The organism is Nocardia sp. CNS-044 (genome assembly GCF_059570515.1).
Genome location: NZ_JCANSX010000009.1, coordinates 360,397 through 383,700 on the forward strand (window position 1 = coordinate 360,397; position 23,304 = coordinate 383,700).

Below are 23,304 nucleotides of genomic sequence, written 5' to 3' on the forward strand. Positions count from 1 at the left end.
GAAGGCTCGATCATGACTGCCGCTACCCAAACCCTGACCTTCGATCGCAATATCCCCCGCGGCATAGTGCACCGGGAATCGATCGCCGAGGTGTTCCTCACCGACGCGCACCCGAGACCGGACGGCGCTGTGTTCGCCGCTCAATTGCCCCGCAATCACTCGTATTTCAGTGATCACCGCGGCACCGCGACCACCTACGATCCGCTCCTGCTCATCGAAGTCTTCCGCCAGGTCGCGATCTACTACGCGCACACCTTCCTCGGGGTCGCCCGCTCGGAGAAGTTCATCTTCGGCTCGGCGGATTTCGCGATCATCGATCCCGACACGCTGCGGATCGGCAGCTGCCCGGGACACTGCGTCGTCGAGGCGCGGGTGGTCGGCGAGAAGCGGCGTGACGATCAGATCATCGGACTCTCCCTCGAGATGGTCGCCGAGATCGAGGGGCACGTGGCGGCCAGGGAGGTGATGGTCTACCAGTGGATGCCCGCTCCGGTGTGGAACCGCATCCGGGTCCGCGGGCGCGAATCGCTGGGTCTGCCTGCGCAACACGTGATTCCGGAGCAGTTGCCGGTGGCGCGGATGCGGCCGGGTTCGATCGGCAGGCACAATCCACGCAACGCCATTCTCGCCAACCCGGTCCTCTCGGGTGACGAATTGACGGCGTTGACCATCATCGACACCAACCATCCCTCACTGTTCGATCACGCCCTCGACCACGTGCCGGGGATGTTGCAGTTCGAGGCGGCCCGGCAGGTCGCGATGGCAGCCGCGAACGCGCTCCTCGGACTGGACACCAGCCGCATGGTGATGCATCGGCTCGGCATCGAATTCAGCAAATTCGGCGAGTTCGAACGGGATACGATCGCCAGGGCCACCGTCGCCGCCGTTCCCGGCAATCTCGGCGGCGCACGAGCCCAGATCAGTCTCGCCCAGGGCGAGGATGTCATCGCCGCGGGCGAAGTGGAGCTGCGGTTCCGCCCCGCCGACGTCTGGACGATGGTCCAGTGAGCCCGGCTCCGTTCGTCTGGTTCGATTTCGGCGGCGTGCTCTCACCGCCGCTCGACGAGCTGTTCCTCCGATACGAGCAGGTCGCGGGCATTCCGGTGGACCTGTTCAAATACGCGATCGCCGAGGTGGGCGCCCAGTACGGGCTCGCGCCGCTTGCCCCGATCGAACTGGCGTTGCTCGATGAACGCGCCTGGGTGGGCAAGCTGCACGCCGTCCTGCGCGCCAAGGCGCCCGAGCTCGATCTGTCCCGCAGCGAGCCGGATTTCGGCAGGCAGTGGTTCGCCGGCCATCAGGTCAACGGTGCGGTGCGCGACTTCGCGATCGAGCTCGCCGAGAGCGGTACCCGCGTCGGGGTGCTGAGCAACAATGTCGTCGAATGGGAGCCGTACTGGCGCACCATGATCGATCTGGACGATGTGCTGAGCGCGTTGATCGATTCGTGCAAAGTCGGGTTCCGCAAGCCCGATCCGGAGATCTTCGCCCTCGCGGCCGAGCGCGCGGGCGTCGATCCCGGCCAGTGCATCCTGGTCGACGATCTCGCCGAAAATTGCGCGGCGGCACGGGAATCGGGCTGGACGGCGGTGCGATTCCGCGATGCCGGGCAGGCGATCGGCGAGGTGCGTGAGGCGCTGGAGCGATGGCCGGGCTGAGCACCGGCTCACAGGGTGGCGGCGAGGTAGCCGTCCGGCCGGACCAGCGCGGAGGTCCACGCCTGGTCCGGGGTCACCTTGCCGGTCACCACGACGGCGTCGGCGGGACCATCCGGTACCGGCGTGTGTTCGTCGGGCCGGATCGCCACGAACCGGCCCTCGCGCAGCAGTTCGGCGAGGGTGCGCTCCCGGCCCCCGGCCTCGGTCACCACCAGATCGTGCTGGAAGCCGCGTTGGAACTGGCCACTGATGAGCTGGGCGAGGGCATCGTGGATCGCTGGGACCGCGAGCATGGCCACGACCGCATCGCGCAGCTCCGGCGTCCGCGGGTTCATCATCCTCGACTGCAGCACGGTGTTGCCGACCACCGCCGAAGCCACGGCGACGCGTTCGCGCGAATAGTCGTCGAGGATCTCGGACCGATCGCGTCCGGTGATCACGCGGGCGAGCCGCCAGCCGAGCGCGAACGCGTCCTGCATACCGGTATTGAGGCCTTGGCCGCCGAGCGGGTAGTGACTGTGGGCGGCATCGCCTGCCAACAAGAGTCGTCCGTCCCGAAGGCTGGTGCGGTAACGGCCGTGATCGCTGAACCGGGTGAGGTGACCGACGCCGCTCAGCGCGGGGGCTGCGCCGAGCACGTATTCCAGGCGTTGCCGGTACTCGGCCACGGAGGGTTCCGGGCGGTGGTCGAGGGGACCGCTGAAATCCATCGCGATGATCCGAGCCGGGCCGTACGGGTTCGGATTGTGCATGGTCCATCCGGTGGGCGTCGGATTCCAGCCCGGCGGGATCTGCCCGGGCGTATCCGAGAATGCCAGCCCGGCAAGGGCATTCATGGTCGCGGGATAGACGCGCGCCGGGAAGTCGCCGGTGCGGGCGACGAGGCTGCGGGCGCCGTCGGCGCCGACGACGTATTCGGCGCGGATCCGAAGGAGACCGTCGTGGCCGTCGGCGTCGGCGACCACGACGTCGTCACGGACCTCGAGCGCGGAAACGGTGTGGCCGCGCAGAATCCGCGCGCCGAGGGCGCGGGCGCGTTCCTCGAACGCCGCCTCCAGCCGAGCCTGCGGAATGCCCGCGATCGGAGCGGGCTCGACGCTCGGCGCGCTGATCGTCAGCACGGGCTGGGCCGCGAACTGGAACGGGGTCCGACGTACTCCGTGCGGGTCGCGTCGAATCGTCTCGGGGTCCGTCGACGGGAGGTATCCGCGGCGCGCCAGCAGCGAGAGCGAGCGGGCGTGCACGGTGCCCGCGCGCGGGCGAATGTCGAGCTCGGTGCGGGTTTCGACCACGACGGCCCGGATCTGCTGCAACGCCAGTTCGGCGGCCACCAGCATGCCGACCGGGCCGCCGCCGACCACCAGAACATCGGTGTCGACGACGGAATCGGGAGTGCGCGAGGGGGGCCGGGACGCCGTGGTCATCACATTCTCCTGGGGCGAGGTTGTCGGAGGCCGGTCCGCGACAGCGGTTGTACGATCACCATCGTAGCTACTACGATCATAGTAGCTAGCAGTCGGGTAGTACCTGTCGCACGTTCCGCAAGTCCTCTCACCCACCGTCACAGGGGTATTCATGTCGACCGTCACCGCCGAAACCGAAACCCAGAGCGCGCCACCCAGTAGCGCGACGCTGCCCGTGGTTCTCGCCGCTCAGTTCGTCACGCCCATGGCCATCGCGGGCACCGCGATCGCGCTACCGCTGATCTCGCGCGATCTCGGCTCGAATCCCACTGCGCTGCAATGGGTTGTCAACGGCTTCAACATCGCCTTCGCGCTCACCACGCTGCTGTGGGGCGCGGCGAGTGACCGCATCGGGCACCGGCGCACCTTCGGGATCGGGGCCGCGCTCGTCGTCGCGGGCAGCGTCGGCAGCGTCGTGGCTCCGAACTTGCTCGTGCTCGACTTGGCCAGGGTGATCGCCGGTGTCGGCGCCGCGGCGATCCTGACCGGCGCCACCGCGCTGCTGTCGACCGCGTACGGAGGGGCGCAACGTATTCGGGCCTTCGCCGTCTTCGGCACGGTCAACGGTTTGGGCCTGGCGCTCGGTCCGACCATCTCCGGCCTCTTGATCTCGCTGCTCGATTGGCGGGGTGTGTTCGTGGTGCACGCGGTGATCCTCGCGGCCGCGGGCATCGGTACACGCGTGCTGCCCGCCGCGAAACCCGCTGTCACCGAACACGGTCCGATCCTCGACCTGGGCCTACTGCGCAATCGGGAATTCCTGGCGATGTGCCTGGTGCCGGTCGCCGGCTCGATCGGCTTCGTCACCCTGCTGACCTATTTGCCCTCCGCGCTCAGCGGCATCACCGGCCTGTCGGCGGGCACCTCCGGGTTGCTCATGCTCGCCATGACGATCCCCGTCTTCGTCGCACCGGTCGCCATCGGACAGCTGGTCACCCGCTTCCCGTCGCTGACCATCGGCAAGGTCGTCTACCTCAGCCTGGCCGCCTCGATCCTCGGCAACGCGGGCGTTCTCGCGCTCTCGCAGGACCGTTCGGTGGCCTGGATCATCCTGCCGATGGTGCTGCTCGGCCTCGGATTCGGCTTGCCCATCGGGCTGGTCGACGGTCACGCGCTGTCGGTCGTGCCCGCCGAACGCGGCGGGACCGCGGCGGGCGTGCTGAACTTCTTCCGCATCGGCAGCGAAGCGCTCTTCGTCGCCGGCTACGCCGTCGTGCTGTCCGCGGTCGTCGGCACCCAGCTCAGCGGATCGGCCGCCGACGACACCGCCGCGGGCCAATACGGGCACCCCGACGTCTACCGCTCCGCCTTCACCACCACGGTCGGCGTGCTCATCGCCCTGCTCGTCGTGCTCACCATCCTCATCGTCGTGGTGCGCGGCACCGCACGAGCCACGGAGAACCGGGAAATCGTTTCCAGCCCAGAAGGAGTCAGCTCATGACCCACGCACTCGACGCCGTCCGGGTCGATGTCGACGGCATCGCGAACATCGCGCCGCCCACCATGATCGAACCGCTGTCGCAGCGCTCCGCCGGAGGATTGCCGCAGGTGAGATTGCCCAGTGGGCATACGGCCGTGCACGTGACCTCGTACCGGGACGTGCACGCGGTACTGACCGACCTGAGTTTCGCGCGGGCGGAAACCAACGTCGACGACGGGCCGAGCTTCCTGCCGACGATCATGCCGACGGAAATGCTGCTGAATCTGGACCATCCCGGGCACGGGCGGCTGAAAGGCTTTGTGGCGTCGGCCTACAGCGCCGCCACGATGACCCGCCGGGTGCCCGCGGTCCACCGGGTCCTCGACGACGCTCTCGCCGAACTACGGGCGCAGCGGGCGCGGGGGTCGGCGGATCTCGTTGGCGCGCTGCTGGATCCGGTGACCATCGGAGTCAATGTGGACTATCTCGGCATACCGACGGCCGATATCGCTTATTTCCGGCATCTTTCGCGAGAGATGCAGCTGGCCCACGACACCGATATCGACCAGCTGCTCGCCGACTTCTGGACGCTCTATCACTACCTCGAGGATCTGATCGCCCGGCGGCGCGAGCTGCGACCCGGCCTGATCATCGACCTGCTCGAGGCACGTGAATCGGTCTCGCCGCCGGTTTCCGACGCGGAGTACGCGGCCATCCTGCTCGGATCGTTGGTCGGCGGTGATCAGAACATCCTTTCGGTGATCACCAAGATCGCCTATGTCGCGCTCGCGCGACCGGAGCTGTGGCAGTACCTGGTGCACAACCCGGACGCCATCCCCACCGCGGTGGAGGAGTTCCTGCGGTTGCTGCCGCTGGGCAGGATCTCGACCTTCCCCCGGGTCACCACCCGCGAGGTCACGCTGACGCGGGGCGTGCTGCACCCCGGCGACATCGTGTACGCCGACGCGCATTCGGCGAATCGGGATCCCGAGGTGTACCCGGATCCGGCGGTCATCGATCCCGCGCGCGACGGGAAGCGGCACCTGCAGTTCGGGTACGGCATGCACCACTGCATGGGCGCGGCCATGGCGCGGATGGAGATCACCGAGGTGCTGCGCCGGCTGGTCACCGAGCTACCGACGCTCGAACTCGCGGTTGCGGAGCAGGAAATCCCCTGGGAGACCGGCGTTCTCGTGCACCGGCCGACGTCGCTCCCGGTCACCTGGTAGCGGGCTGGACCGGATGACGACCGCGGTCGGCGTCGAGGATCGCTCCCAGCAGCCCGGGGAACGCCCGCTCCATATCCTCGCGCCGCAGCTTCGTCATCCGGCCGTTGCCGACATCCCGCTGCCAGATCAACCCCGCCTTGCGCAGCACCCGAAAATGATGCGTCCGGGTCGACGGCGCCCACGGCATCCCGAACACACTGCAGAATTGCTCGGCGCCCTCCGGCTCGGCGTACAACTGCGCGATCACACTGCGCCGATTGTCGTCCGCGAGAGCGGCCAGCACCGCGGAAAGATCGAACTCCTCGAGATCGGGATGTCCATCGGCATCGGCCACGATCCCATTCCTTTCCGCCACGGCAGCTTTTTGACGGCTGTCATACCTATGACAGTCATAGTACCTACCGCGTCGACCTGCCAACTCGGGCGCGCGCCGGGCTCAGGTGCCGTGTCCGGCGCTGTTCGGCGCGGTGGACGAGCGCGTCGACGATGCGTTGCCAGGCCGGTGATGCCTCGGAGATCCGGGAGGAGATCAGTTTCCGGGTCGTCGGCCCGGCGTCGTGCTCGTGTTCGATCTCCCAGGCGTCGAGGTCGTCGATGAGCTGGTTCAGGCGCGGATCGTGCGGGTCCCAGTCGAAGGCGTGATCGACCGCGAGATACAGGCGCATCGTCTCGGGGTCGTCGAAGTCGGCGTTCTTGTCGCGAATCCGCTGGGGCATGGCTTCCGGATCGAGTGCTTGCAGCAGGATCCAGGAGTCGCGCTCGAGGAGCACCCGCTGTTCGCTGACCCCGAGACCGCGCATGCGGTTCAGGATGGCGACCACCTCGGATGGCAGGACAAGCCTTTCGCCGCTTGCCAATTCGGCGATCCGGGCGCGGTATTCGGTGAGTTGGTCGATCTTGCGCCGCAATTCGGCGTCGACATCGGTGATGGCCGCGGCGAATTCGGTGGGCCGCGCGTGTAGCAGGGCGTCGATCCTGGCCAGCGGAACACCGGCGTCGGCGAGGGTTCTGATCCGGATGAGGTCCACCGCCGCTTGCGCGCTGTAGCGGCGGTAGCCGGAGGCATCGCGCTCGGGCTCGGGCAGCAGGCCGACGTGATGGTAGTGGCGAACGGCGCGCACCGTCACGCCCGCGGTCGCCGCGAGCTGGCCGATCGTGAGCACCGTCCTCCTCGGGTCTACGCCGAACATGATCGCGTCGAGTGTAGGCGGCATGGCTTGTGGGTGAGATCAGCGGCGAGCCGCCCGTGCGACGACGTCGCGGATCGCCTGGACCACGGCGTCGGGACGGTCGAAGCAGAGCCGATGGTGCGCGGTGTCGGACAGAACGCGTTGTTCCCCGTGCGAGACCGCGCTCACCAGGGCCGCGTCCATTCGCCTCCTGCCGTCGCGCATCTGCCGCTGCGTCTCCGCCGGCTGGGCGGGGTCGGCGCCCAGCGCGCTGAGCGCGACGACCGGAACATCAGGGAGGTTCGGTCCGGCCCGCAGTTCGGTGGCCAGTTCGGTCAGATTGCTGCGCTCGGCTATGCCGACCCGGATCCATTCGTCGCTCTCCTTGGCCTCGATCAGCGAGCGCCGGACGTGCTCCGGGTAGTCCGCGAGCAATTCGGCGCGCATCGCGCGCAGCACCGGGCGCAGCTGCTCGAGCTGCTCCGGATCGGTGCCCATCCGCTCGGCCGCGGCCAGCCGCATCGCGGGCGGCATGAAGTCGTCCCAGTCGCGGTGCAGGCCGTCCAACCAGACCAGTCCGGCCACGTCTCGCGGGTACAGCTGCGCGAACCGATGCGCGTAGAAGCCGCCCAGCGAGTGTGGCGCGAGAACATAGGGAGCGGGGATGTTCTGAGCACGCAGCAGCCCGCGCAGTTCCGTGGCGACCGCGGCGGCGGTGCGCGGCAACGGCACGGGGTCGCTGTAGCCGGTACCCGCGCGGTCGTACACCACCGCGGTGGTGAATTCTGAAACCTGCTGCTGCACACCGAGGTAATCCAGTCCGACCGCGCTGGCGCCCGGCAGGAACACGACGGCGGGGCCGCCACTCCCCGACCGATGCACGAAAACGCGGCGGCCGTCGACTTCCTGGAACCCACCGACCGGCGGAGCGAGCCGTGCCGAGGGGGTGCTGTTGTTCGTCATGCGACAAGCCTCCAACCCTGACGCACGGTCAAGGTCAAACCCCGGTGCGCGGATACCGCGAGAGATACGCTGGCCGGGTGGAGGTCAGCCGATTGCTGGAGGGCCGGGGCGCCTTCCAGGTGGCCGCCGAGCACGTCGTCCAGGCGCCGCCTGCCTTGTTCGGCGGGTTGGGGGTTCGGCGAGCGTTCGGATTCGACTCGACCAACCGGAGCCGGTGCGACGCAACAAGATTCCCGGTGGCACCGTGAAGATCGTGTGCGCGCTCGATGGCACCGTCGACGGCGTGCGCCGTGATCCGTCGGTGCTGGTGATCGGCATGCACGACCGCGGAATGACCGCCACGCATGTCGGCCGGATGTGCAGTGTGCAAATGGAGCAGCCGCCAGCGGTGCCGCTGAAGCGGTGACCGGCGTAGTGCATCTCGGCGTTCGCTACCGGGCAACCCGCCGCTCGGTGAAATCGGCGTCGCGGTGACTGCGGGCCACCATCGCCGAGCGCAGGTACCAGAGTCCCGAGGCCTGGGTCGGGTCGAAGTCGATGAGCTGACCGATCCGCTTGAGGCGGTAGTCGACGGTGTTGGTGTGCACGTGCAGCAGGCGCGCGGTGCGCTGGCGGTTGAGGTTGGTGGCGATGTACATCTGCAGGGTCTCGAAGAACTCCGGATACCCTTCCAACGGATCCAGCAGCGAACCGAGGAAATCACGGGCCGGGCCGGGACGGGTCAGCTGATACTCCAACGCCATGTCGTTGAACCGATACAACCCGGTGTCGAACCGCAAGCGCTGCACGATGTCCAGCAGCTCGTGCGCCTCGTCGGCGGCCTCGGGAATGCGCCGCAGCCCGGCCTCCACCGCGGTCGCCCTGATCGGCGTCTGAGCCGCGTCCGACAGCCACTTCACCAGGAAATCCAAGGTGTCGTCCTCGAATTCGTTGGCGGGCAGCAGAATCGTTCCTCCGTCGACGCTCAACAGCGAGAGCGCGCGTTCCCCGCATCGGGTCGCCAGTTCCGCCTGCACCCGGCGCAACTTGCGCCGCGCCACCACCTTCGGATCGAGCTTGGGATTCGCTTCGTCGCGGTGCGGCGGAATATGCAGTGCCAGAATGTGATAGGCGTCCGCGATCGGGACGCCGCACTCGCGGGCCATGGTGGAGGTGCTGTTGCCGCCGAGCAGCGCCGAGGTGAGCGTGTGCACCGCCGCATGGTGTTCGCTGACCACGGCTTTGAGCTCTCGCACGTAGGCGACCGACACGGTCGCGCCGATGGTGTCCAGGATATCCATCAGCCGCCGTGCGACATTCAGCAAACTCTGCTGGTCGCTGGTCGTCGCCTTGGCCAGGACCATATCGAAGCCGAGTTTGACACCCGCGTGGATGGCGTGCTGGATCGTGTCGATCGGAACTCCCTCGCGCGCCCACTGCGCGGCCGCCACGCCGACCCGCCCGATCTCGGCATCGATGTCGTCACCGCCGTCGAGCATCCGTGTCGCCAGCTCCAGGCACACGCGCGTTACCGCGGCGACATCACCGTCCAGCGCGTCACCGGGCAGGGTGTTGCACGGTACGACCGTCTCCAGGAAGTGACCGACCATCCGCTCCGAGATCGTGCGAACGTCCCGCAAATGCGTCGATACGGGACGACCTGACACCGTTAGGTCCTCGGCGACCTGCTCTGCGGACATCGAACCTCCCGCGGCTAGAACACGTTTCCCCACCGTATCCTCGCGAAACCCCACTCCCGCCACCTCACAACCGACTTTGTGGCAGCTGGGCGACTTCCCGACTTCCTTTGTCTCCCAGGACATATTGGTAGGACCCGCAGTCTCAGTAACCGCTTCGGCGCGCGAGTTCCTATTGACTTTACGTGTACTCTAATCAATATATGAGGCAGAAGATCGGAGAGGTGAGTGACCGAATCACCCCCGCGGCGTACCTACGATTCCCTGCGGCGACACGCCCAAGCGCAGCGCACGCGGGTGGAGATCGCCGACGCCGCTCGTCGGCTGTTCGTCGCGCAGGGCTGGGCGTCGACCACCGTGCGCGATGTGGCGCGCGAGGCGGGCGTTTCGGTGCCGACGGTCTATGCCGCGTACGGCAACAAGGCGGGCCTGGTCTGGGCGCTGGTGGACGCGGCCGACCTGTCCGCCGATCTCCCCCGCCTGCTCACCGATTTGGACGAATCCACCACGCCTGAGCGGCAACTCGCCGCAATGGCTGGCTACGATCGTCGGCTCCTCGAACGCGCCGGTGATCTCGTCGCGCTGATCCGCGAAGCCGGTCGCACCGAGGCCGATTTCGCCACCGTCTACGCGCAGGTCCGCCGCGCGGCCGACCGGGTCCGCGCCGAGGTCTTCGAGGCTTGGCCGGATGACGCCCTGCGTCCCGGCGTGGACCTGTCCACCGCCCTCGACATCTACGCCGCGCTGTGCAACATCGACGTCTACGCCACGCTCACCGTCGAACGCGGGTGGCAACCCGACCAGGTCGAGCGGTGGTGGAGCGAGGCGCTGGTCCGTCAACTGCTGCGCGGATGACATCTCCTACTTCGAACCCAAATCACCGAAGACGAAAGGACATTCACCATGCCTGATCAGGGCGTCACCTTCATCAATGTGATCGAACTACCCGCCGACCGCATCGAGGAATTCGTCGAGCAGTGGCGCGAACGCGCGGCTCTCATGCGCGAAGCACCCGGATTCCGCGATGTGCGACTGCACCGAGCGCTGATGTCCGACACTCGATTCCAGCTGATCAACGTCGCCCATTGGGACAGCGTCGAGGCGTGCGAGGCCGCCGGACTCAACAAGACGGTGGTGGCCTCGGTCGCGGAGGCCGAGAAATTCGCCGACGCGAACCCCGGCCTCTATCACGTTGTCGCCGAATACCTCTGAACTCACCGACCCGCGGTGGTTTCGCACGGCGAATAGTCACCCGAGGGCGCGCGCTCCTCGGTGTTCTCGATGTAGTCGAGCAGCGCCTGCCTCGTCCGGGTCAGCGTGGCGATCTGCTCGTCGAGTCCGGCGAGGCGGCCGCGCAGGGTGTCGAACAACTCCGGACACGGTACGAGATCGGCGTCCTCGCCGGTGATGCACGGCTGGAGGTAGCCGATCTCCTCGGTCGACAGGCCCGCGTCGAGGAGCTTCCTGATCTGCGTCACCGTCACCACCGAGTCGTCGGCGTACTGCCGGTAGCCATTGCTGCCGCGGTCGGGTTCGAGCAGCCCCTGGGCTTCGTAATACCGCAACTGATGGGCGTGGACCCCGGTTCGTCTGCTCAGTTCGCCGATCAACATGGCGCGCTCCTTGACCTTCATACCGGTGTGAACGTTGAGGATCGTGTCATGACGATCGACTCGATACAAGAGCAGACGCCGACGCGCGAATCCGGCACCGAGACCGTGACGGTCCTCGGCCTCGGCATGATGGGTCACGCGCTCGCGAAAGCGTTCCAACGCAAGGGATATCGGACCGTGGTGTGGAATCGCACGGCGGCGAAAGCCGCGGATCTGGTGGCGGACGGCGCCGAGCTCGCGGCGTCCGTCGGCGATGCGGTCGCGGCCGGTCGGCTCCTTGTCGTGTGCCTGTCCGACTACGACTCGGTGCACGAGATCCTGGATCCGCTGGACGGAGCGCTGGACGGACACGTCCTGGTGAACCTGACCTCGGGCACCTCGGCGCAGGCCAGACAGACCGCGGAATGGGCGGCGCGGCAAGGGTGCGCGTATCTCGACGGCGCCATCCTCGGCGTTCCCGCGGCGATCGGCTCGACGGATGCCGAGATCATCTACAGCGGCCCGCGCGCGGCCTTCGACGCACACGAAGAGACCCTCCAGAACCTCGGCCGCGCAACCTATCTCGGCGAGGACCACGGTCTGTCGTCGTTGCACGACGTGGCGGTGCTGAATCTGATGTGGGGAATCCTGAACGCGTTTCTGCACAGCGCAGCACTGCTGGGCGCCGCCGGAGTACGCGCCGATGCCTTCGCGCCCTTGGCGACTCGCGGCGTCGGCACCGTCGGTGATTGGCTGACCGGATACGCGCAGCAGATCGACGCGCGCGACTACCCGGTGCTGGACGCCACAATCCACACGCACCTCGCCACCATGGAGCACGTCATCGAGGAGTGCGAGGCCGCGGGCGTCAGCGCCGAAATCCCCAGGTTCGTCAAGGCATTGGCGGACCGGGCCGTGACCGCCGGACGCGGCGACGAAGGCTACGCGGCCTTGATCGAGCTGTTCCGGGACGACTCGGTGACGCCACGGTGAGCGCCGAACCGTTCGACCCTCGCTCGCTGTTGGCGGAGAGCGAACTCGGTGTGCTCGCGACCATCAAAGCGTCCGGACGGCCCCAGCTCTCACCCGTGACGCCATACTACGACCGCGCGACGGACCGGATCTACTTCGCGACCGACGAGGGTTCGGCCAAGACGGTCAACCTGCGGCGTGACCCGCGAGCCAGCCTGGAGGTCACCCGACCGGACGGCTGGGCGTGGACCACCGCCGAGGGCACCGCGACACTGACGGGGCCCGGAACGGATCCGCACGGTCCCGAGGTGGAGGCCCTGGTGGAGTACTACCGCGCCGCCGCGGGCGAGCATCCCGATTGGGCGGAGTACCGAGCGGTGATGGTCGCCGAGCGGCGGGTGCTCGTCACGATCGCGGTCGAGCACGTCTACGGCGCCCGGCTGCGGTGATCGGGCCGGGCGGTTCACATCCCGCCCGGCCGACCCCGATCAGGAATTGCCCGCGATGATCACCTGCGGGATACCGGTGCCCAGCGGCACCGCCGCGCAGGTGGGCGTCGGGGCGTGCACGGGATCGAGCGCCCGCAGCACCAGCTGCTGCACGAACGGGTCGTAGACCATGTGGAAGTGACCGGTCAGGTTGGCCGGGCACAAATCCTGCACGACGATGTTCTCGGCGCCCGCCCCACGCAGCGCGATATTGCTGAAGGGCTGGATCATCTCGTCGACCCGGCTGCCGATGGTCACGTAGCGGACACCGGGCACGGTATCGCCGCCCGCGTTGAGTTCGAGCATGATCGGCGAGCCCTGCGCCTGCTGCACCGCCGCGGTCGAGGTGACCCTGGCGAACACGTCCAGCGCGCCCGGGATCACCTGCGCCACCGGCACCAGCCCGTACATCACCCCGCCGTAGCTCGGCGACGCCACGCCGACCCACTGGGCCACCTTCGCGGCGCCGCCGAGCTTGTTGGTGTAGAGCCGGGTCACGTTGGCGCCCTGGGAGAATCCGACGAGATCCACCTTCGCGGCGCCGGTCGCCGCCAGCACCCGATCGATGAACATGCCGATCTGCTGGGCGCTCGCGCGCAGGTCCTCGGTGCCGTAGGTGTCGGCGCCCGGCGCGCCGCCGTAGTTGAGCGCGAAGACGCAGAATCCGGCCGCCACCAACTGCGGACCGATCGCCGACCAATCGGAGTAGGCGGTGGAGTCGGTGCCGTGCGCCAGCACGACGGGACGGGGGTGGGCCGCGGTGGGACGGCAACCGAAATCGTTGGTGCCCAGCGGCGTGGCGTTCTTGTTCTCTTTCAGAAGCCGCGCGGCGGCCAGGTGGTCGGGCTGCGGCGGCGCGCCGACGGTCGGCACGTCGGGCGCCCGGACGACGAGCGGTTCGGCGATATCGCCCGGTTCGGCGACGGCGGTGGTCGACCCGCCCACACCCGAGCCGACCAGCACTCCCGCGACCAGCGCGAACGCCATTGCGCCGCGCCAAACCTGTGACCTACCCCAACCCCACGAACCAATCGGCTGTTCCATATCACAATGATCTACCCGATCGGCGCGAAAAACGCACGCTCGAGCGATGTTTCGTGATCGTTACTATTCGGTAGCTTCGTCCTCGGCGAGGATGCGGTAGAGCGAACGGCGAGTGTCGTTCAGGATCTCGGCCGCCTTCGCCGCTTGCTCGGGGGTGCCGACGGCGGCCACCTGTGCGACCGCCCCCATCACTCCGCCGACCAATCCCCGCAGGTCGATAGCTTGCGCGCCGACGTCCGCCTTGACCTGCGCCCAGGGGTCGCCGAGTTCCTCACGATGCTCGGTGACGTACTCGCCGCCCGCCTCGGTGAGCTTGGCGGTCTTGCGACCGGCAACCTTCTCGATGAGGACCAGGCCCTCGTCCTCCAGCTGCGCGAGCGCCGGGTAGATCGATCCGGGACTCGGCCGCCAGATGTCGTCGCTGCGCTCACGGATCTGCTGGATCAGCTCGTAGCCGTGCATCGGCCGCTCGGTCAGCAGCAGCAGCACGGCGGCGCGCACGTCGCCGCGCCTGCCACGACCCCCGCGGCCGCGACCTCGTCCGAATTGCGGGCCGAAGCCCGGCCCGAAACCCGGACCGAAGCCGGGACCGAACTCGGGGCCGAAGCCGTGCCTGCCGCCGTGCCGGTGCGGTCCGCGTCCGAACTCGCCACGGCCGGGCTTGCGCCAACGGCCGCCGCGTCCGAACTCTCTGTTCTGCGTGTTCTCGATGTTTTCCATGTCGGCCCTCCTTGGGCTCTCGTGTTCATTTCACAATATCGACGATATATCGACAATGCATCGAACACAAGGAGGTCCTCGAGTATTCCCCGCGAGAAACACCTCGGGCGCGCCTGTGCACCACAGGAGCGCCCGAAGCAGGTCGCTACAGCGAGTCGATCCAGTCCTGGAGCCGCTTTCCCTCGGCCGCCATCAGCTCGGGATCACGGAAGGTGTTGGTGAGCAGAGAGATTCCCTGATAGGAAGCAATGAGCGCCACCGCAAGATCCCGAGCGTCGGCACGGCCGATTTCCGCGAACTGCCGCTCGACCCAGTCCAGCAGCGTCCGCATCACGTCGGCCGCGCGACCGTCCAACGGGTCGGTGCGCTTGTGCAGCTCGGCGGTCAGCGAGCCGAATGGGCAGCCGTGCCGGACGGCCATCTCGCGCTCGTCGACCCAGCCTTGGACCAGCGCCTTCAGCCGCTCCCGCGGCGCCGGCAGGGCATCCAAGTTCGCGGTGAGCTCGTCCAGACCCTTCGCGTGCGCGCCGATGGCCGCCTCGATCAGCTGATCCTTGGTTTTGAAGTAGTAGTACACGTTGCCGACGGGCACTTCGGCGGTGCGCGCGATGTCGGCGATGGTGGTCTTCTCGACGCCGCGCTCGTAGAACTCGCGCACTGCCGCGTCGACCAGCCGCTCGCGCTTGCCCGCCTTCTCGACTGAGTTAGTCACACAACTGACTATAGACAGCCGCGCGATCCTCCACTACGTTTCTTTTAGTCAGCCAACTAACTAGGAGTGCACATGATCGTGGTGACCGGGGCGACCGGCAATATCGGACGCTCGCTCGTCCCGCTGCTCGCAGCGTCGGGGACGCGGGTGACGGCCGTCTCGCGGGGAGTCGGGTCGATCGCCCTACCGGAAGGAGTCCGGCACGTCGCGGCGGATCTCGCCGATCCCGCGAGCCTCTCCCCCGCCCTCGCGGGCGCCGAGGCGTTGTTCCTGTTGATCACCGGTGAGCAGTTGATGGCGGGACCGGAACCGGAGGAAGTTCTGGGCGTCGCTGCCGAGGCGGGCGTACGGAGGGTGGTCTTCGTGTCCTCGCTCGGTACTCAAACCCGCCCCGATGCCGCGGGCTACGACCGAATGCGCGCTTACGAGAAGGCACTTCGGGCTTCGTCTTTGGAATGGACCATCCTGCGGCCCGGCGGTTTCTTCAGCAACACCTACGCGTGGGTGGAGTCGGTGCGCGGCGAGCAGACCGTCGCCGCGCCGTTCGGATCGGTCGGGCTGCCCTCGGTGGACCCGGCCGACATCGCGGCCGTCGCCGCCGCGGCGTTGCGCGAGGACCGGCACGCCGGTCAGATCTACACACTGACCGGACCCGTACCGATCACGCCACGCGAGCAGGCGGCGGCACTCGGTGCGGCTCTCGGCACCGAAGTCCGTTTCGTCGAACTCTCCGCGGCCCAAGCGCGCGAAGCCATGCTCCGCTTCATGCCGGAAGCGGTCGCCGACCACACGCTGGAGATTCTCGGTTCGCCGACGCCCGACGAGCTGCTCATCAGCCCGGACATCGAGAAGGTGCTCGGTCGGCAAGCGAGCACGTATGCCGAATGGGCGGAACGGAATCGGGCTGTCTTCGCCTGACGCGCAGGACCCGGCGTCCGCGCCCAGCGGGTGCACGCTGCTCCCGCCCGGCGCGCCGCACGGGCTTCGTTCGGCGATCTGACGGCGGTGTGGGGTTTCGACCGGCGTGACAGGGCACCTGGGGGTCAGCCGATGTCGATGGGGTCGATTTGGACGCGGAGGGGGGCGTCGGAGCGGTGGGTGCTGCGGATCGCCTGGGCGGCGGTGAGGGCGCGGGAGAGGGCGGCGCCGGTGCGGCGGGGGACGCGCAGGAGCATGCGTTCGACTTCGGCCGGGGAGTCGCCGGAGAAGGGTTTGCGCGCGGTGGCAGGGAGCGGGACGGGGCCGAGCACCTCGACGTCGGCGGGGAGGTCGGCGGCGGTGAGCAGTTCGTCGATGGCCTCCGTGGCGCCGTCCACCGCGGCCAAGCGGACGGCGGGCGGGAAACCGACCTCGGCGCGGGCGTCGACCTCGGCGCGGGCGTGTCCGAGCGGGTCCCAGCGCACCAGCGCCTGCACGGTCGGCAGGGACGGCTCGGCCATCACCACGACCTGCCCGTGCGGGCGGACCAGCGCCGCGGCCGACATCCAGCGGCGCAGCGCGTCCTCGGCGGCGCGCAGGTCGGCGCGGCCGAGCAGCGCCCAGCCGTCCAGCAGCAGGGCGACGCCGTACCCGCCGCGCACCACCGGTTCCGCGCCGACGGTGGAGACGATCACCTGCGGACCCGGTTCGACGGTGTCGAGCACCGCGCCGCCGCCGGAACCGCGGATCGGCACGCCGGGAAAGGCGCGGCCCAGTTCCTCGGCGGTGCGGACGGCGCCGATCACGACGGCGCGCAAGGCGCGGGAGCCGCAGGCCGAGCAGCGGAACGCGGTCTCGGTGATGCCGCACCACCGGCAGCTCGGGCTGTGCGCCTCGTGGACGCCGCCGGGCGTGCTTTCCGGAAGCGCCAGTGGGCCGTTGCAGTGTCTGCACCGCGCGGGCGTCCGGCATTTCGCGCAGGACAACGCGGGGACGTAGCCGCGGCGCGGTACCTGCACCAGCACCGCGGCCCCCTCCTTCAACGCGGCCCGTGCCGCCGCGAAAGCGACGCCGGGGATGCGGACCGCGCGCGCCACGGGATCGCGCTCCATCGCCATGTCGCTGTCGCCAGGAGCGCTGATTCGAGGCGCGGCCTTGCGTAGCACCGAGCGATCGGCGACGAGGTCGTGCGCCCAGCCGGAATCCACCACCGCTTGGATCTCCGCGGTGCGGGCGAACCCGGCCGCGACGAACGCCGCCCCCGTCTCGTGCGCCCGCAACATCGACACCTCGCGCGCGTGCGGGTAGGGCGCGCGGGGCTCGGCGTAGGTGTCGTCGCCGTCGTCCCAGATCGCGACGAGACCCAGGTTCGCGGCGGGCGCGAACACGGCGCTGCGCGTGCCGACGACGACCTTCGCGCTGCCGCGCAACACCGCCAGCCATCGCCGATACCGCGCGGCGGGTCCCAGCCCCGCCGTCAACCCGACGGCCGAATCACCCACCAGCCGAACGCATTCGGCGAAGACGCGATTCAGATCCCGTTGATCGGGCACCATCAGGATCGCGCTGCGCCCGGCCCCGACCACTGTCGCGGCGAGTTCCGCGAGCCGCCGGGCCCAGTCCTCCCCCGGCATCGCCTGCCAGGCCGCCCGCACCCCCTTGCCCTGTCCGAGCGCCGCGAGGAACGCACCGCCGTGGACGTAACGCTCCCACGGCGCGGTATCGAAGCCCAGCTCCGAACGCACCCCGGATGTGCTCTGCGGCAACGCCTTCGGGCCGACTGCACGGTTGGCAGCCGCGGCGGCTCCGCCCGCGACCGCACCGGGCGCGGTCTCGCCACCACGGCTGCCCGCTACACCATCGACCGCGTCGGCGCCACCTTCGGCCACATCATCCACCGGTGCGGCGCTCCGGGATGCACCCCCCGCAGGGCCACTATCCGCTGCTCCCCCACCAGCACCTGCCACGGGCGCCGCACCCTGCACCGCACCGCCCGCAGCCCCATCGTGCTCGGCCCCGGCACCACTTTCCTCTGCACCACCTGCCACGGGTGCCGCACCCGGCGCCGTGCCGCTCGCAGCGGCGACTTGCTCGGCCGAGTCACGATTCTCGTTTGCACCGCCGGCCAGCTCGCTACCCGCAGCGGCACTACCGACGGCAGCCGAGCCATCCGTGACCACGTCTGTCGCGACGGCGCCAGTGGCGGTCCCGCGAAGCTCCGGAGCCATCCTCGCGTCCTCGGTCGAGACGAAGCCATCATCTCCGGTCGGGGCGGTCGCCGATCGTGGAGTGCGAGAATCGTTCTCGTCGAGAATATTTCGCGGCACATCCGCAGCCGCGCTACGGTCGCCCGAGTCATCGGAAGCGGACGCATTGGACCCGCCAGCCGAATGGCCTGGTACAGAACCGTTTTCGACAACTCGCATCGGCGGGTCCGCATGTCTGTTCTCCGCCATGACCTCAGGCGCACCCTGCTGCTCGAGATCGGCGCCGGAGACGGAGTCGCCCCCTCCTTCGTCCGCCGACGACGCACCGGACGAACGAACGCCTACCTTCTTGGTCCCCCCGTTCTCCGTCCGCGCATGCCGCGGCGGAATCGCCAACCGCAGCACATCCGCGCGGGTCCCCGCGTAGCGGGCGGCGATGGCGGTGGCGAGGTCCAGGATCTCGGGGGTGAGGACGCGTTCCGCGGAGACGACGCGCTCCAGCTTGACGAGCTTGCCGCCGTGCTCGCTGTGCGTCAGGCGGGCGAGCACGTAACCATCGACGAGGCGGCCCGCGAAGCGGACGCGCACCCGCACGCCCGGTTGGGCGATCTCGTCGAACTCGGGGGGCACCAGGTAGTCGAAATCGCGGTCCAGGTGCGCGGGCGTCAACAGCGGAAGCACCCGCGCGATAGGTCGCGCGGGTGCTTCCGCTGTCGTCGTCGGTCCCACGGACACATCATCCGTGGAGGTGGCGGATTGGTCCGCCGCGGGTCGGCTCACTCCGGCCCGGTCGGCCTACAGGCCGGCGGCCGCGCGCAGCTTGTCGGCGCGGTCGGTGTGCTCCCACGGCAGGTCGACGTCGGTGCGGCCGAAGTGGCCGTAGGCGGCGGTCGGCGCGTAGATCGGGCGCAGCAGGTCCAGGTCGCGGATGATGGCGCCGGGACGCAGGTCGAAGACCTCGGTGATCGCGGTCGAGATGCGCTCCGGGTCGACCTTCTCGGTGCCGAAGGTCTCGACGAACAGACCGACCGGAGCGGCCTTGCCGATGGCGTAGGCGACCTGCACCTCGACCCGGTCGGCCAGACCCGCGGCCACCACGTTCTTGGCCACCCAGCGCATGGCGTACGCGGCCGAGCGGTCGACCTTCGACGGGTCCTTGCCGGAGAACGCGCCGCCACCGTGCCGGGCCATGCCGCCGTAGGTGTCGACGATGATCTTGCGGCCGGTCAGGCCCGCGTCGCCCATCGGGCCGCCGAGCACGAACTTGCCGGTCGGGTTGACCAGCAACCGGACGTCGGAGATGTCCAGGGTGGGCAGGCTCAGGTCGGCGAGCACCGAGTCCAGCACCTTCTCGCGGATATCGGGCGCGAGCAGGTTGTCCAGGTCGATGTCGGCCGCGTGCTGGGTGGAGATGACCACGGTGTCGAGCCGGACCGGCCGGTGGCCGTCGTATTCGATGGTGACCTGGGTCTTGCCGTCGGGACGCAGGTACGGCAGCACGCCCGTCTTGCGGACCTCGGTCAGGCGGCGCGAGAGCCGGTGCGCGAGCGCGATCGGCAGCGGCATCAACTCGGGGGTGTCGGTGTTGGCGTAGCCGAACATCAGGCCCTGGTCACCCGCGCCCTGCTTGGCGATCTCGTCGTCTTCGCCGCCGACGCGCGCCTCGTGCGAGGTGTCGACACCCTGCGCGATATCGGGCGACTGGGCGCCGATGGCGATGTTGACACCGCACGAGTTGCCGTCGAAACCCTTTGCGGACGAGTCGTATCCGATCTCGAGGACCTTCTCGCGGACGATGCGCGGGATGTCGGCGTAGGCGGAGGTGGTCACCTCGCCCGCGACGTGCACCTGGCCGGTGGTCACGAGCGTCTCCACGGCGACCCGGCTGCGCGGGTCTTCCGCCAGCAACGCGTCGAGGATGGAATCGCTGATGGCGTCACAGATCTTGTCCGGATGACCCTCGGTCACGGACTCACTGGTGAATAGGCGGCTGCCAGACGTGCGCACAGTTGTTCCCTCTCCCTCAACGGGTTTCTCGTATCGGATGGCCACAGCGACAGTAATGCGATACCGCCGTCGCGCAACCCTTCATCTCAGACTATTCCAAACCCACGACGCGACGAATCCGCCGGTTATCGCCGTCCCAGACTATCCGCACCCGCGGTGGTCGCGGCGCACATTCGCGCACTGCGCCCGCAGTCGACGTCCGGATCGAGCGGCACGCCGATCGCTCGGCGCGGCAACGGAATTCGATCGAGCCAAGGCTACCCGGCGCGCAGCAGCGTGCCGAGCGCGTCCAGCACACGGCTGGCGAGCAGCGCCTTCGACCCGTGGTCGAGAGCCTGTTCGGTGCCGTCGGCGCCGAGCAGCCAGCCGTCGTTGGTGTCGACCTCGAAGGCCTTGCCCTCGCCGACCGCGTTGACTACGAGCAGGTCACACCCCTTGCGGGCCAGTTTGGCGCGCGCGTGGGTGAGCACGTCGCCGTGCTCGTCACCGGTCTCGGCGGCGAAGCCGACGATGGCGGTGCCCGCCAGCTGGCCGTCGCGCCGCGACTGCACCAGACCGGCGAGGATGTCGTCGGTCTTGGTCAACGGGATGACGTCCGGCTCGCCCGCGCCCTTCTTGATCTTGGCCGCGGCCACGTTCGTCGGCCGGAAATCGGCGACGGCGGCGGCCATGATCACGGCGTCGGCGCCGACCGCGTGCTTCTCCACCGCCGTCTTCAGCTGCTCGGCCGTGGTGATGTGCACCAAATCGACGGCCGCAGGAGCGGCCATCTCGATCGTGTTGCCGGCGATCAGCGTGACATGCGCGCCGCGCTGCGCGGCGACCCTGGCCAGCGCGTAGCCCTGCTTGCCCGAGCTACGGTTGCCGAGGAAGCGCACCGGATCCAGCGGTTCCCTGGTGCCGCCCGCGGTGATCACCAGGCGACGGCCGACCAGGTCGCGCGGAATGGCGTCGGCGCGCTCCAGCAGCAGCGCGGCCAGCCCGAAGATCTCCTCGGGCTCGGGCAGCCTGCCCGGACCGGTGTCGGTGCCGGTGAGGCGTCCGGAGGCGGGCTCCATGACGGTCGCGCCGTGCCTGCGCAGCGTCTCGACATTGGCGATGGTCGCCGGATGCTCCCACATCTCGGTGTGCATCGCGGGCGCGAAGAGCACGGGACATCGCGCCGTCAGCAGCGTGGCGGTGAGCAAGTCGTCGGCGCGGCCGTGTGCGGCGCGCGCCATCAGGTCCGCGGTGGCGGGGGCGATGACCACGAGGTCGGCCTCCTGCCCCAGGCGAACGTGCGGGACCTCCGGCACATCCGTGAACACGTCGGTGTGCACCGGGTTCCCGGACAGCGCCTCGAAGGTCGCCTTGCCGACGAACTGCAGAGCCGACTCGGTCGGGATCACCCTGACCTCGTGCCCCGTCTCGGTGAAGCGCCGGACGAGCGCGCAGGCCTTGTAGGCGGCGATCCCTCCGCTGACGCCGACGACGATGCGTGTGGTCACTACGCCTCCGTGGGCTCGTCCCCGGCCACGCGGGGAGTTCGATACTGCTGCATCACGCGCGAACGCGAGATGGGTTACTCGCCCTCGGAGTGCTCGAGCAGGTCGGAGTGGATTTCGCGCATCGCCACCGACAGCGGCTTCTCCTGCAGGCCCGGCTCGACCAGCGGACCGACGTACTCGAGGATGCCGTCGCCGAGCTGGTTGTAGTAGTCGTTGATCTGGCGGGCCCGCTTGGCGGCGTAGATGACCAGCGCGTACTTGGACGACGTGCGCTCGAGCAGCTCGTCGATCGGCGGGTTGGTCAGGCCGACCGGGGTGTCGTACGCGGGCGCGGTCTTGGTGTCGCTCACTGGTGAGGCTCCTGCGGGTTGTCGTGGAAAAATCAGCGGGTAGTCGAGCGTGCGATACCGCCGCCCTGGCCCCGGCCGCGATGACCGGGACACGGGTGTTCGGCGGCTACCTCGAATTTGTGCTAACGAACAACGATACCAACTGCTCACAGGCGCTGGTCACCTCGTCGTTCACGATGACGATGTCGAACTCGTCACATGCCGCCAGTTCGGTGCGCGCGGTCTGCAACCTGCGCTCGATCACCTCCGGCGATTCGGTGCCGCGTGAAGTGAGCCGGGAGACCAGTTCGTCCCAGCTCGGCGGGGCGAGGAAGACCAGGAGAGCTTCCGGCATCGCCGTGCGCACCGAGCGCGCGCCCTCGAGATCCACCTCGACGAGCACGTTCATGCCCGCGTTCAGCGCCTCGCGCACCGGGCCGGCCGGGGTCCCCGACCGCTGCAGGCCGCCGTGGATGTCCGCCCATTCCAGCAGTTCGCCCGCCTCGATCATGGCGTCGAACTGGTCACGGGAGACGAACCGGTAGTCGAGTCCGTCGACCTCCCCGGGCCGGGGGGCCCGGGTCGTCGCCGACACACTGAAGACCAGTTCGGGCAGGCGTTCCCGCACGCACCGCACGACCGTGGACTTGCCTACGGCCGAGGGGCCGACCAGTACAACCAGCCGACCCTTCCGCGTGTGTTCGACCACCCTCGTCGTCAGGCGTCGAAGTCGAACCGGGCGAGCAGCGCCTTGCGCTGCCGATCGCCGAGTCCGCGCAGACGGCGGGTGGGGGCGATCTCCAGCTCGGTCATGATCTCGGCAGCCTTGACCTTGCCGACCTTGGGCAGGGCCTCCAGCAGCGCCGACACCTTCATCTTGCCGAGGATCTCGTCGGTCTCGGCATCCTTGAGGACGCTCTTCAGGTCGGTGCCGCCACGCTTCAAGCGCTCCTTGAGCTCCGCCCGAGCGCGGCGAGCGGCAGCCGCCTTCTCCAAAGCAGCGGCGCGCTGCTCGTCAGTCAGCTGGGGAAGGGCCACGGTTCCTCCGTCTCATCGTTCATTGCTTGATCTACCGCCGGTAACCCGCGCGGTCTCAGCGACCGTACCCACGACGTCCGCCGATTGCGAACCCACCCCCCAGGTCAGCGCATGATTCTGCATGCCGTAGGGGCGAGTCGGACCGGATGCGCGTCGCGCCCCGGGCGCTGCGGTGATCGTACCGCCGAATCTCGGAAACGCCCTGCTACCAG

25 protein-coding genes and 1 pseudogene are annotated in these 23,304 nt (G+C 68.8%); 10 read left to right on the top strand and 16 right to left on the bottom strand.

Features of this window, described 5'->3' with window-relative positions:
* Positions 1–12: 12 nt before the first annotated feature.
* Entirely contained in the window at positions 13–1,008 is a 996-nt protein-coding gene (locus T333_RS24465) for an AfsA-related hotdog domain-containing protein (protein ID WP_354999787.1), read from the top strand.
* Positions 1,005–1,658 (top strand): HAD family hydrolase, encoded by a 654-nt coding sequence (locus T333_RS24470; protein WP_496425960.1) that lies wholly within the window; start codon positions 1,005–1,007, stop codon positions 1,656–1,658. Before T333_RS24465 ends, T333_RS24470 begins: the two co-directional genes overlap by 4 nt.
* Before the next feature lie 8 nt (positions 1,659–1,666).
* Here the strand turns inward: T333_RS24470 and T333_RS24475 are convergent, their stop codons facing one another.
* Complete coding sequence (locus T333_RS24475; RefSeq protein ID WP_496425961.1) at positions 1,667–3,082, bottom strand: FAD-dependent monooxygenase; 1,416 nt, start codon at positions 3,080–3,082, stop codon at positions 1,667–1,669.
* A 151-nt stretch (positions 3,083–3,233) separates the two neighbouring features.
* Between T333_RS24475 and T333_RS24480 the strand changes: the two genes are divergently transcribed.
* Both T333_RS24480 and T333_RS24485 read left to right on the top strand, forming a co-directional pair.
* Positions 3,234–4,562 (top strand): MFS transporter, encoded by a 1,329-nt coding sequence (locus tag T333_RS24480; protein ID WP_496425962.1) that lies wholly within the window; start codon positions 3,234–3,236, stop codon positions 4,560–4,562.
* The gene (locus T333_RS24485) at positions 4,559–5,770 is read left to right on the top strand and encodes a cytochrome P450 (protein WP_496425963.1); all 1,212 of its coding nucleotides are present in this window, start codon (positions 4,559–4,561) and stop codon (positions 5,768–5,770) included. The genes T333_RS24480 and T333_RS24485 overlap by 4 nt, the downstream gene beginning before the upstream one ends.
* On the opposite strand, the gene T333_RS24490 is transcribed toward T333_RS24485, so the two are convergent.
* From T333_RS24490 to T333_RS24500, 3 genes are all read right to left on the bottom strand, one after another.
* Complete coding sequence (locus T333_RS24490) at positions 5,760–6,104, bottom strand: ArsR/SmtB family transcription factor (RefSeq protein ID WP_354999782.1); 345 nt, start codon at positions 6,102–6,104, stop codon at positions 5,760–5,762. The genes T333_RS24485 and T333_RS24490 overlap by 11 nt on opposite strands.
* 64 nt (positions 6,105–6,168) lie before the next feature.
* Entirely contained in the window at positions 6,169–6,984 is an 816-nt protein-coding gene (locus T333_RS24495) for a MerR family transcriptional regulator (RefSeq protein ID WP_357248290.1), read from the bottom strand.
* Positions 6,985–6,999: 15 nt separating this feature from the next.
* On the bottom strand, positions 7,000–7,902 hold the full coding sequence (locus T333_RS24500; protein WP_496425964.1) for an alpha/beta fold hydrolase: 903 nt from the start codon (positions 7,900–7,902) through the stop codon (positions 7,000–7,002).
* Between the two features lie 214 nt (positions 7,903–8,116).
* Here T333_RS24500 and T333_RS24505 point away from each other — a divergent pair, with 214 nt between their 5' ends.
* Entirely contained in the window at positions 8,117–8,308 is a 192-nt protein-coding gene (locus tag T333_RS24505; RefSeq protein ID WP_496425965.1) for a hypothetical protein, read from the top strand.
* A gap of 25 nt (positions 8,309–8,333) precedes the next feature.
* On the opposite strand, the gene T333_RS24510 is transcribed toward T333_RS24505, so the two are convergent.
* On the bottom strand, positions 8,334–9,581 hold the full coding sequence (locus T333_RS24510) for a PucR family transcriptional regulator (RefSeq protein WP_496425966.1): 1,248 nt from the start codon (positions 9,579–9,581) through the stop codon (positions 8,334–8,336).
* 225 nt (positions 9,582–9,806) lie between these two features.
* Here T333_RS24510 and T333_RS24515 point away from each other — a divergent pair, with 225 nt between their 5' ends.
* Together T333_RS24515 and T333_RS24520 are read left to right on the top strand one after the other, a co-directional pair.
* The gene (locus T333_RS24515; protein WP_496425967.1) at positions 9,807–10,433 is read left to right on the top strand and encodes a TetR/AcrR family transcriptional regulator; all 627 of its coding nucleotides are present in this window, start codon (positions 9,807–9,809) and stop codon (positions 10,431–10,433) included.
* Between the two features lie 48 nt (positions 10,434–10,481).
* Positions 10,482–10,790, top strand: coding sequence for an antibiotic biosynthesis monooxygenase family protein (locus tag T333_RS24520; RefSeq protein WP_354999776.1), 309 nt, complete (start codon positions 10,482–10,484; stop codon positions 10,788–10,790).
* Positions 10,791–10,792: 2 nt separating this feature from the next.
* Here T333_RS24520 and T333_RS24525 read toward each other — a convergent pair whose 3' ends face one another.
* On the bottom strand, positions 10,793–11,191 hold the full coding sequence (locus T333_RS24525) for a MerR family transcriptional regulator (protein ID WP_354999775.1): 399 nt from the start codon (positions 11,189–11,191) through the stop codon (positions 10,793–10,795).
* Between the two features lie 48 nt (positions 11,192–11,239).
* Between T333_RS24525 and T333_RS24530 the strand changes: the two genes are divergently transcribed.
* Positions 11,240–12,163, top strand: coding sequence for an NAD(P)-dependent oxidoreductase (locus T333_RS24530; protein ID WP_496425968.1), 924 nt, complete (start codon positions 11,240–11,242; stop codon positions 12,161–12,163).
* Complete coding sequence (locus T333_RS24535; RefSeq protein ID WP_496425969.1) at positions 12,160–12,591, top strand: PPOX class F420-dependent oxidoreductase; 432 nt, start codon at positions 12,160–12,162, stop codon at positions 12,589–12,591. The genes T333_RS24530 and T333_RS24535 overlap by 4 nt, the downstream gene beginning before the upstream one ends.
* 39 nt (positions 12,592–12,630) lie before the next feature.
* On the opposite strand, the gene T333_RS24540 is transcribed toward T333_RS24535, so the two are convergent.
* The 3 genes from T333_RS24540 to T333_RS24550 form a co-directional block, all read right to left on the bottom strand.
* Positions 12,631–13,617 carry an esterase/lipase family protein gene (locus tag T333_RS24540; RefSeq protein WP_496426124.1) on the bottom strand — a complete coding sequence of 329 codons (987 nt, stop codon included), beginning with the start codon at positions 13,615–13,617 and terminating at the stop codon, positions 12,631–12,633.
* A 120-nt stretch (positions 13,618–13,737) separates the two neighbouring features.
* Positions 13,738–14,394, bottom strand: a complete 657-nt coding sequence (locus T333_RS24545) for a PadR family transcriptional regulator (RefSeq protein WP_354999771.1) — start codon at positions 14,392–14,394, stop codon at positions 13,738–13,740.
* Between the two features lie 145 nt (positions 14,395–14,539).
* Positions 14,540–15,106, bottom strand: coding sequence for a TetR/AcrR family transcriptional regulator (locus T333_RS24550; RefSeq protein WP_496425970.1), 567 nt, complete (start codon positions 15,104–15,106; stop codon positions 14,540–14,542).
* 72 nt (positions 15,107–15,178) lie between these two features.
* Here T333_RS24550 and T333_RS24555 point away from each other — a divergent pair, with 72 nt between their 5' ends.
* Positions 15,179–16,024, top strand: coding sequence for an SDR family oxidoreductase (locus T333_RS24555; protein ID WP_496425971.1), 846 nt, complete (start codon positions 15,179–15,181; stop codon positions 16,022–16,024).
* A 125-nt stretch (positions 16,025–16,149) separates the two neighbouring features.
* Here T333_RS24555 and T333_RS24560 read toward each other — a convergent pair whose 3' ends face one another.
* The 7 genes and pseudogenes from T333_RS24560 to mihF form a co-directional block, all read right to left on the bottom strand.
* Positions 16,150–17,913 (bottom strand): primosomal protein N', encoded by a 1,764-nt coding sequence (locus T333_RS24560; protein ID WP_496426125.1) that lies wholly within the window; start codon positions 17,911–17,913, stop codon positions 16,150–16,152.
* Positions 17,914–18,594: 681 nt separating this feature from the next.
* A pseudogene (locus tag T333_RS24565) lies at positions 18,595–18,966 on the bottom strand (primosomal protein N' family DNA-binding protein); the annotation flags it as partial.
* Positions 18,967–19,026: 60 nt separating this feature from the next.
* Positions 19,027–20,238 (bottom strand): methionine adenosyltransferase, encoded by a 1,212-nt coding sequence (gene metK, locus T333_RS24570; RefSeq protein WP_354999767.1) that lies wholly within the window; start codon positions 20,236–20,238, stop codon positions 19,027–19,029.
* A gap of 257 nt (positions 20,239–20,495) precedes the next feature.
* Entirely contained in the window at positions 20,496–21,725 is a 1,230-nt protein-coding gene (gene coaBC / locus T333_RS24575) for a bifunctional phosphopantothenoylcysteine decarboxylase/phosphopantothenate--cysteine ligase CoaBC (RefSeq protein ID WP_354999766.1), read from the bottom strand.
* Between the two features lie 74 nt (positions 21,726–21,799).
* Positions 21,800–22,075 (bottom strand): DNA-directed RNA polymerase subunit omega, encoded by a 276-nt coding sequence (gene rpoZ / locus T333_RS24580; RefSeq protein WP_067780290.1) that lies wholly within the window; start codon positions 22,073–22,075, stop codon positions 21,800–21,802.
* Between the two features lie 106 nt (positions 22,076–22,181).
* Positions 22,182–22,763 (bottom strand): guanylate kinase, encoded by a 582-nt coding sequence (gene gmk / locus T333_RS24585; protein ID WP_354999765.1) that lies wholly within the window; start codon positions 22,761–22,763, stop codon positions 22,182–22,184.
* A gap of 8 nt (positions 22,764–22,771) precedes the next feature.
* A complete protein-coding gene (mihF, locus tag T333_RS24590) occupies positions 22,772–23,092 on the bottom strand; it encodes an integration host factor, actinobacterial type (protein WP_040708330.1) in 321 nt (106 codons plus the stop codon).
* Between the last annotated feature and the right edge of the window lie 212 nt (positions 23,093–23,304).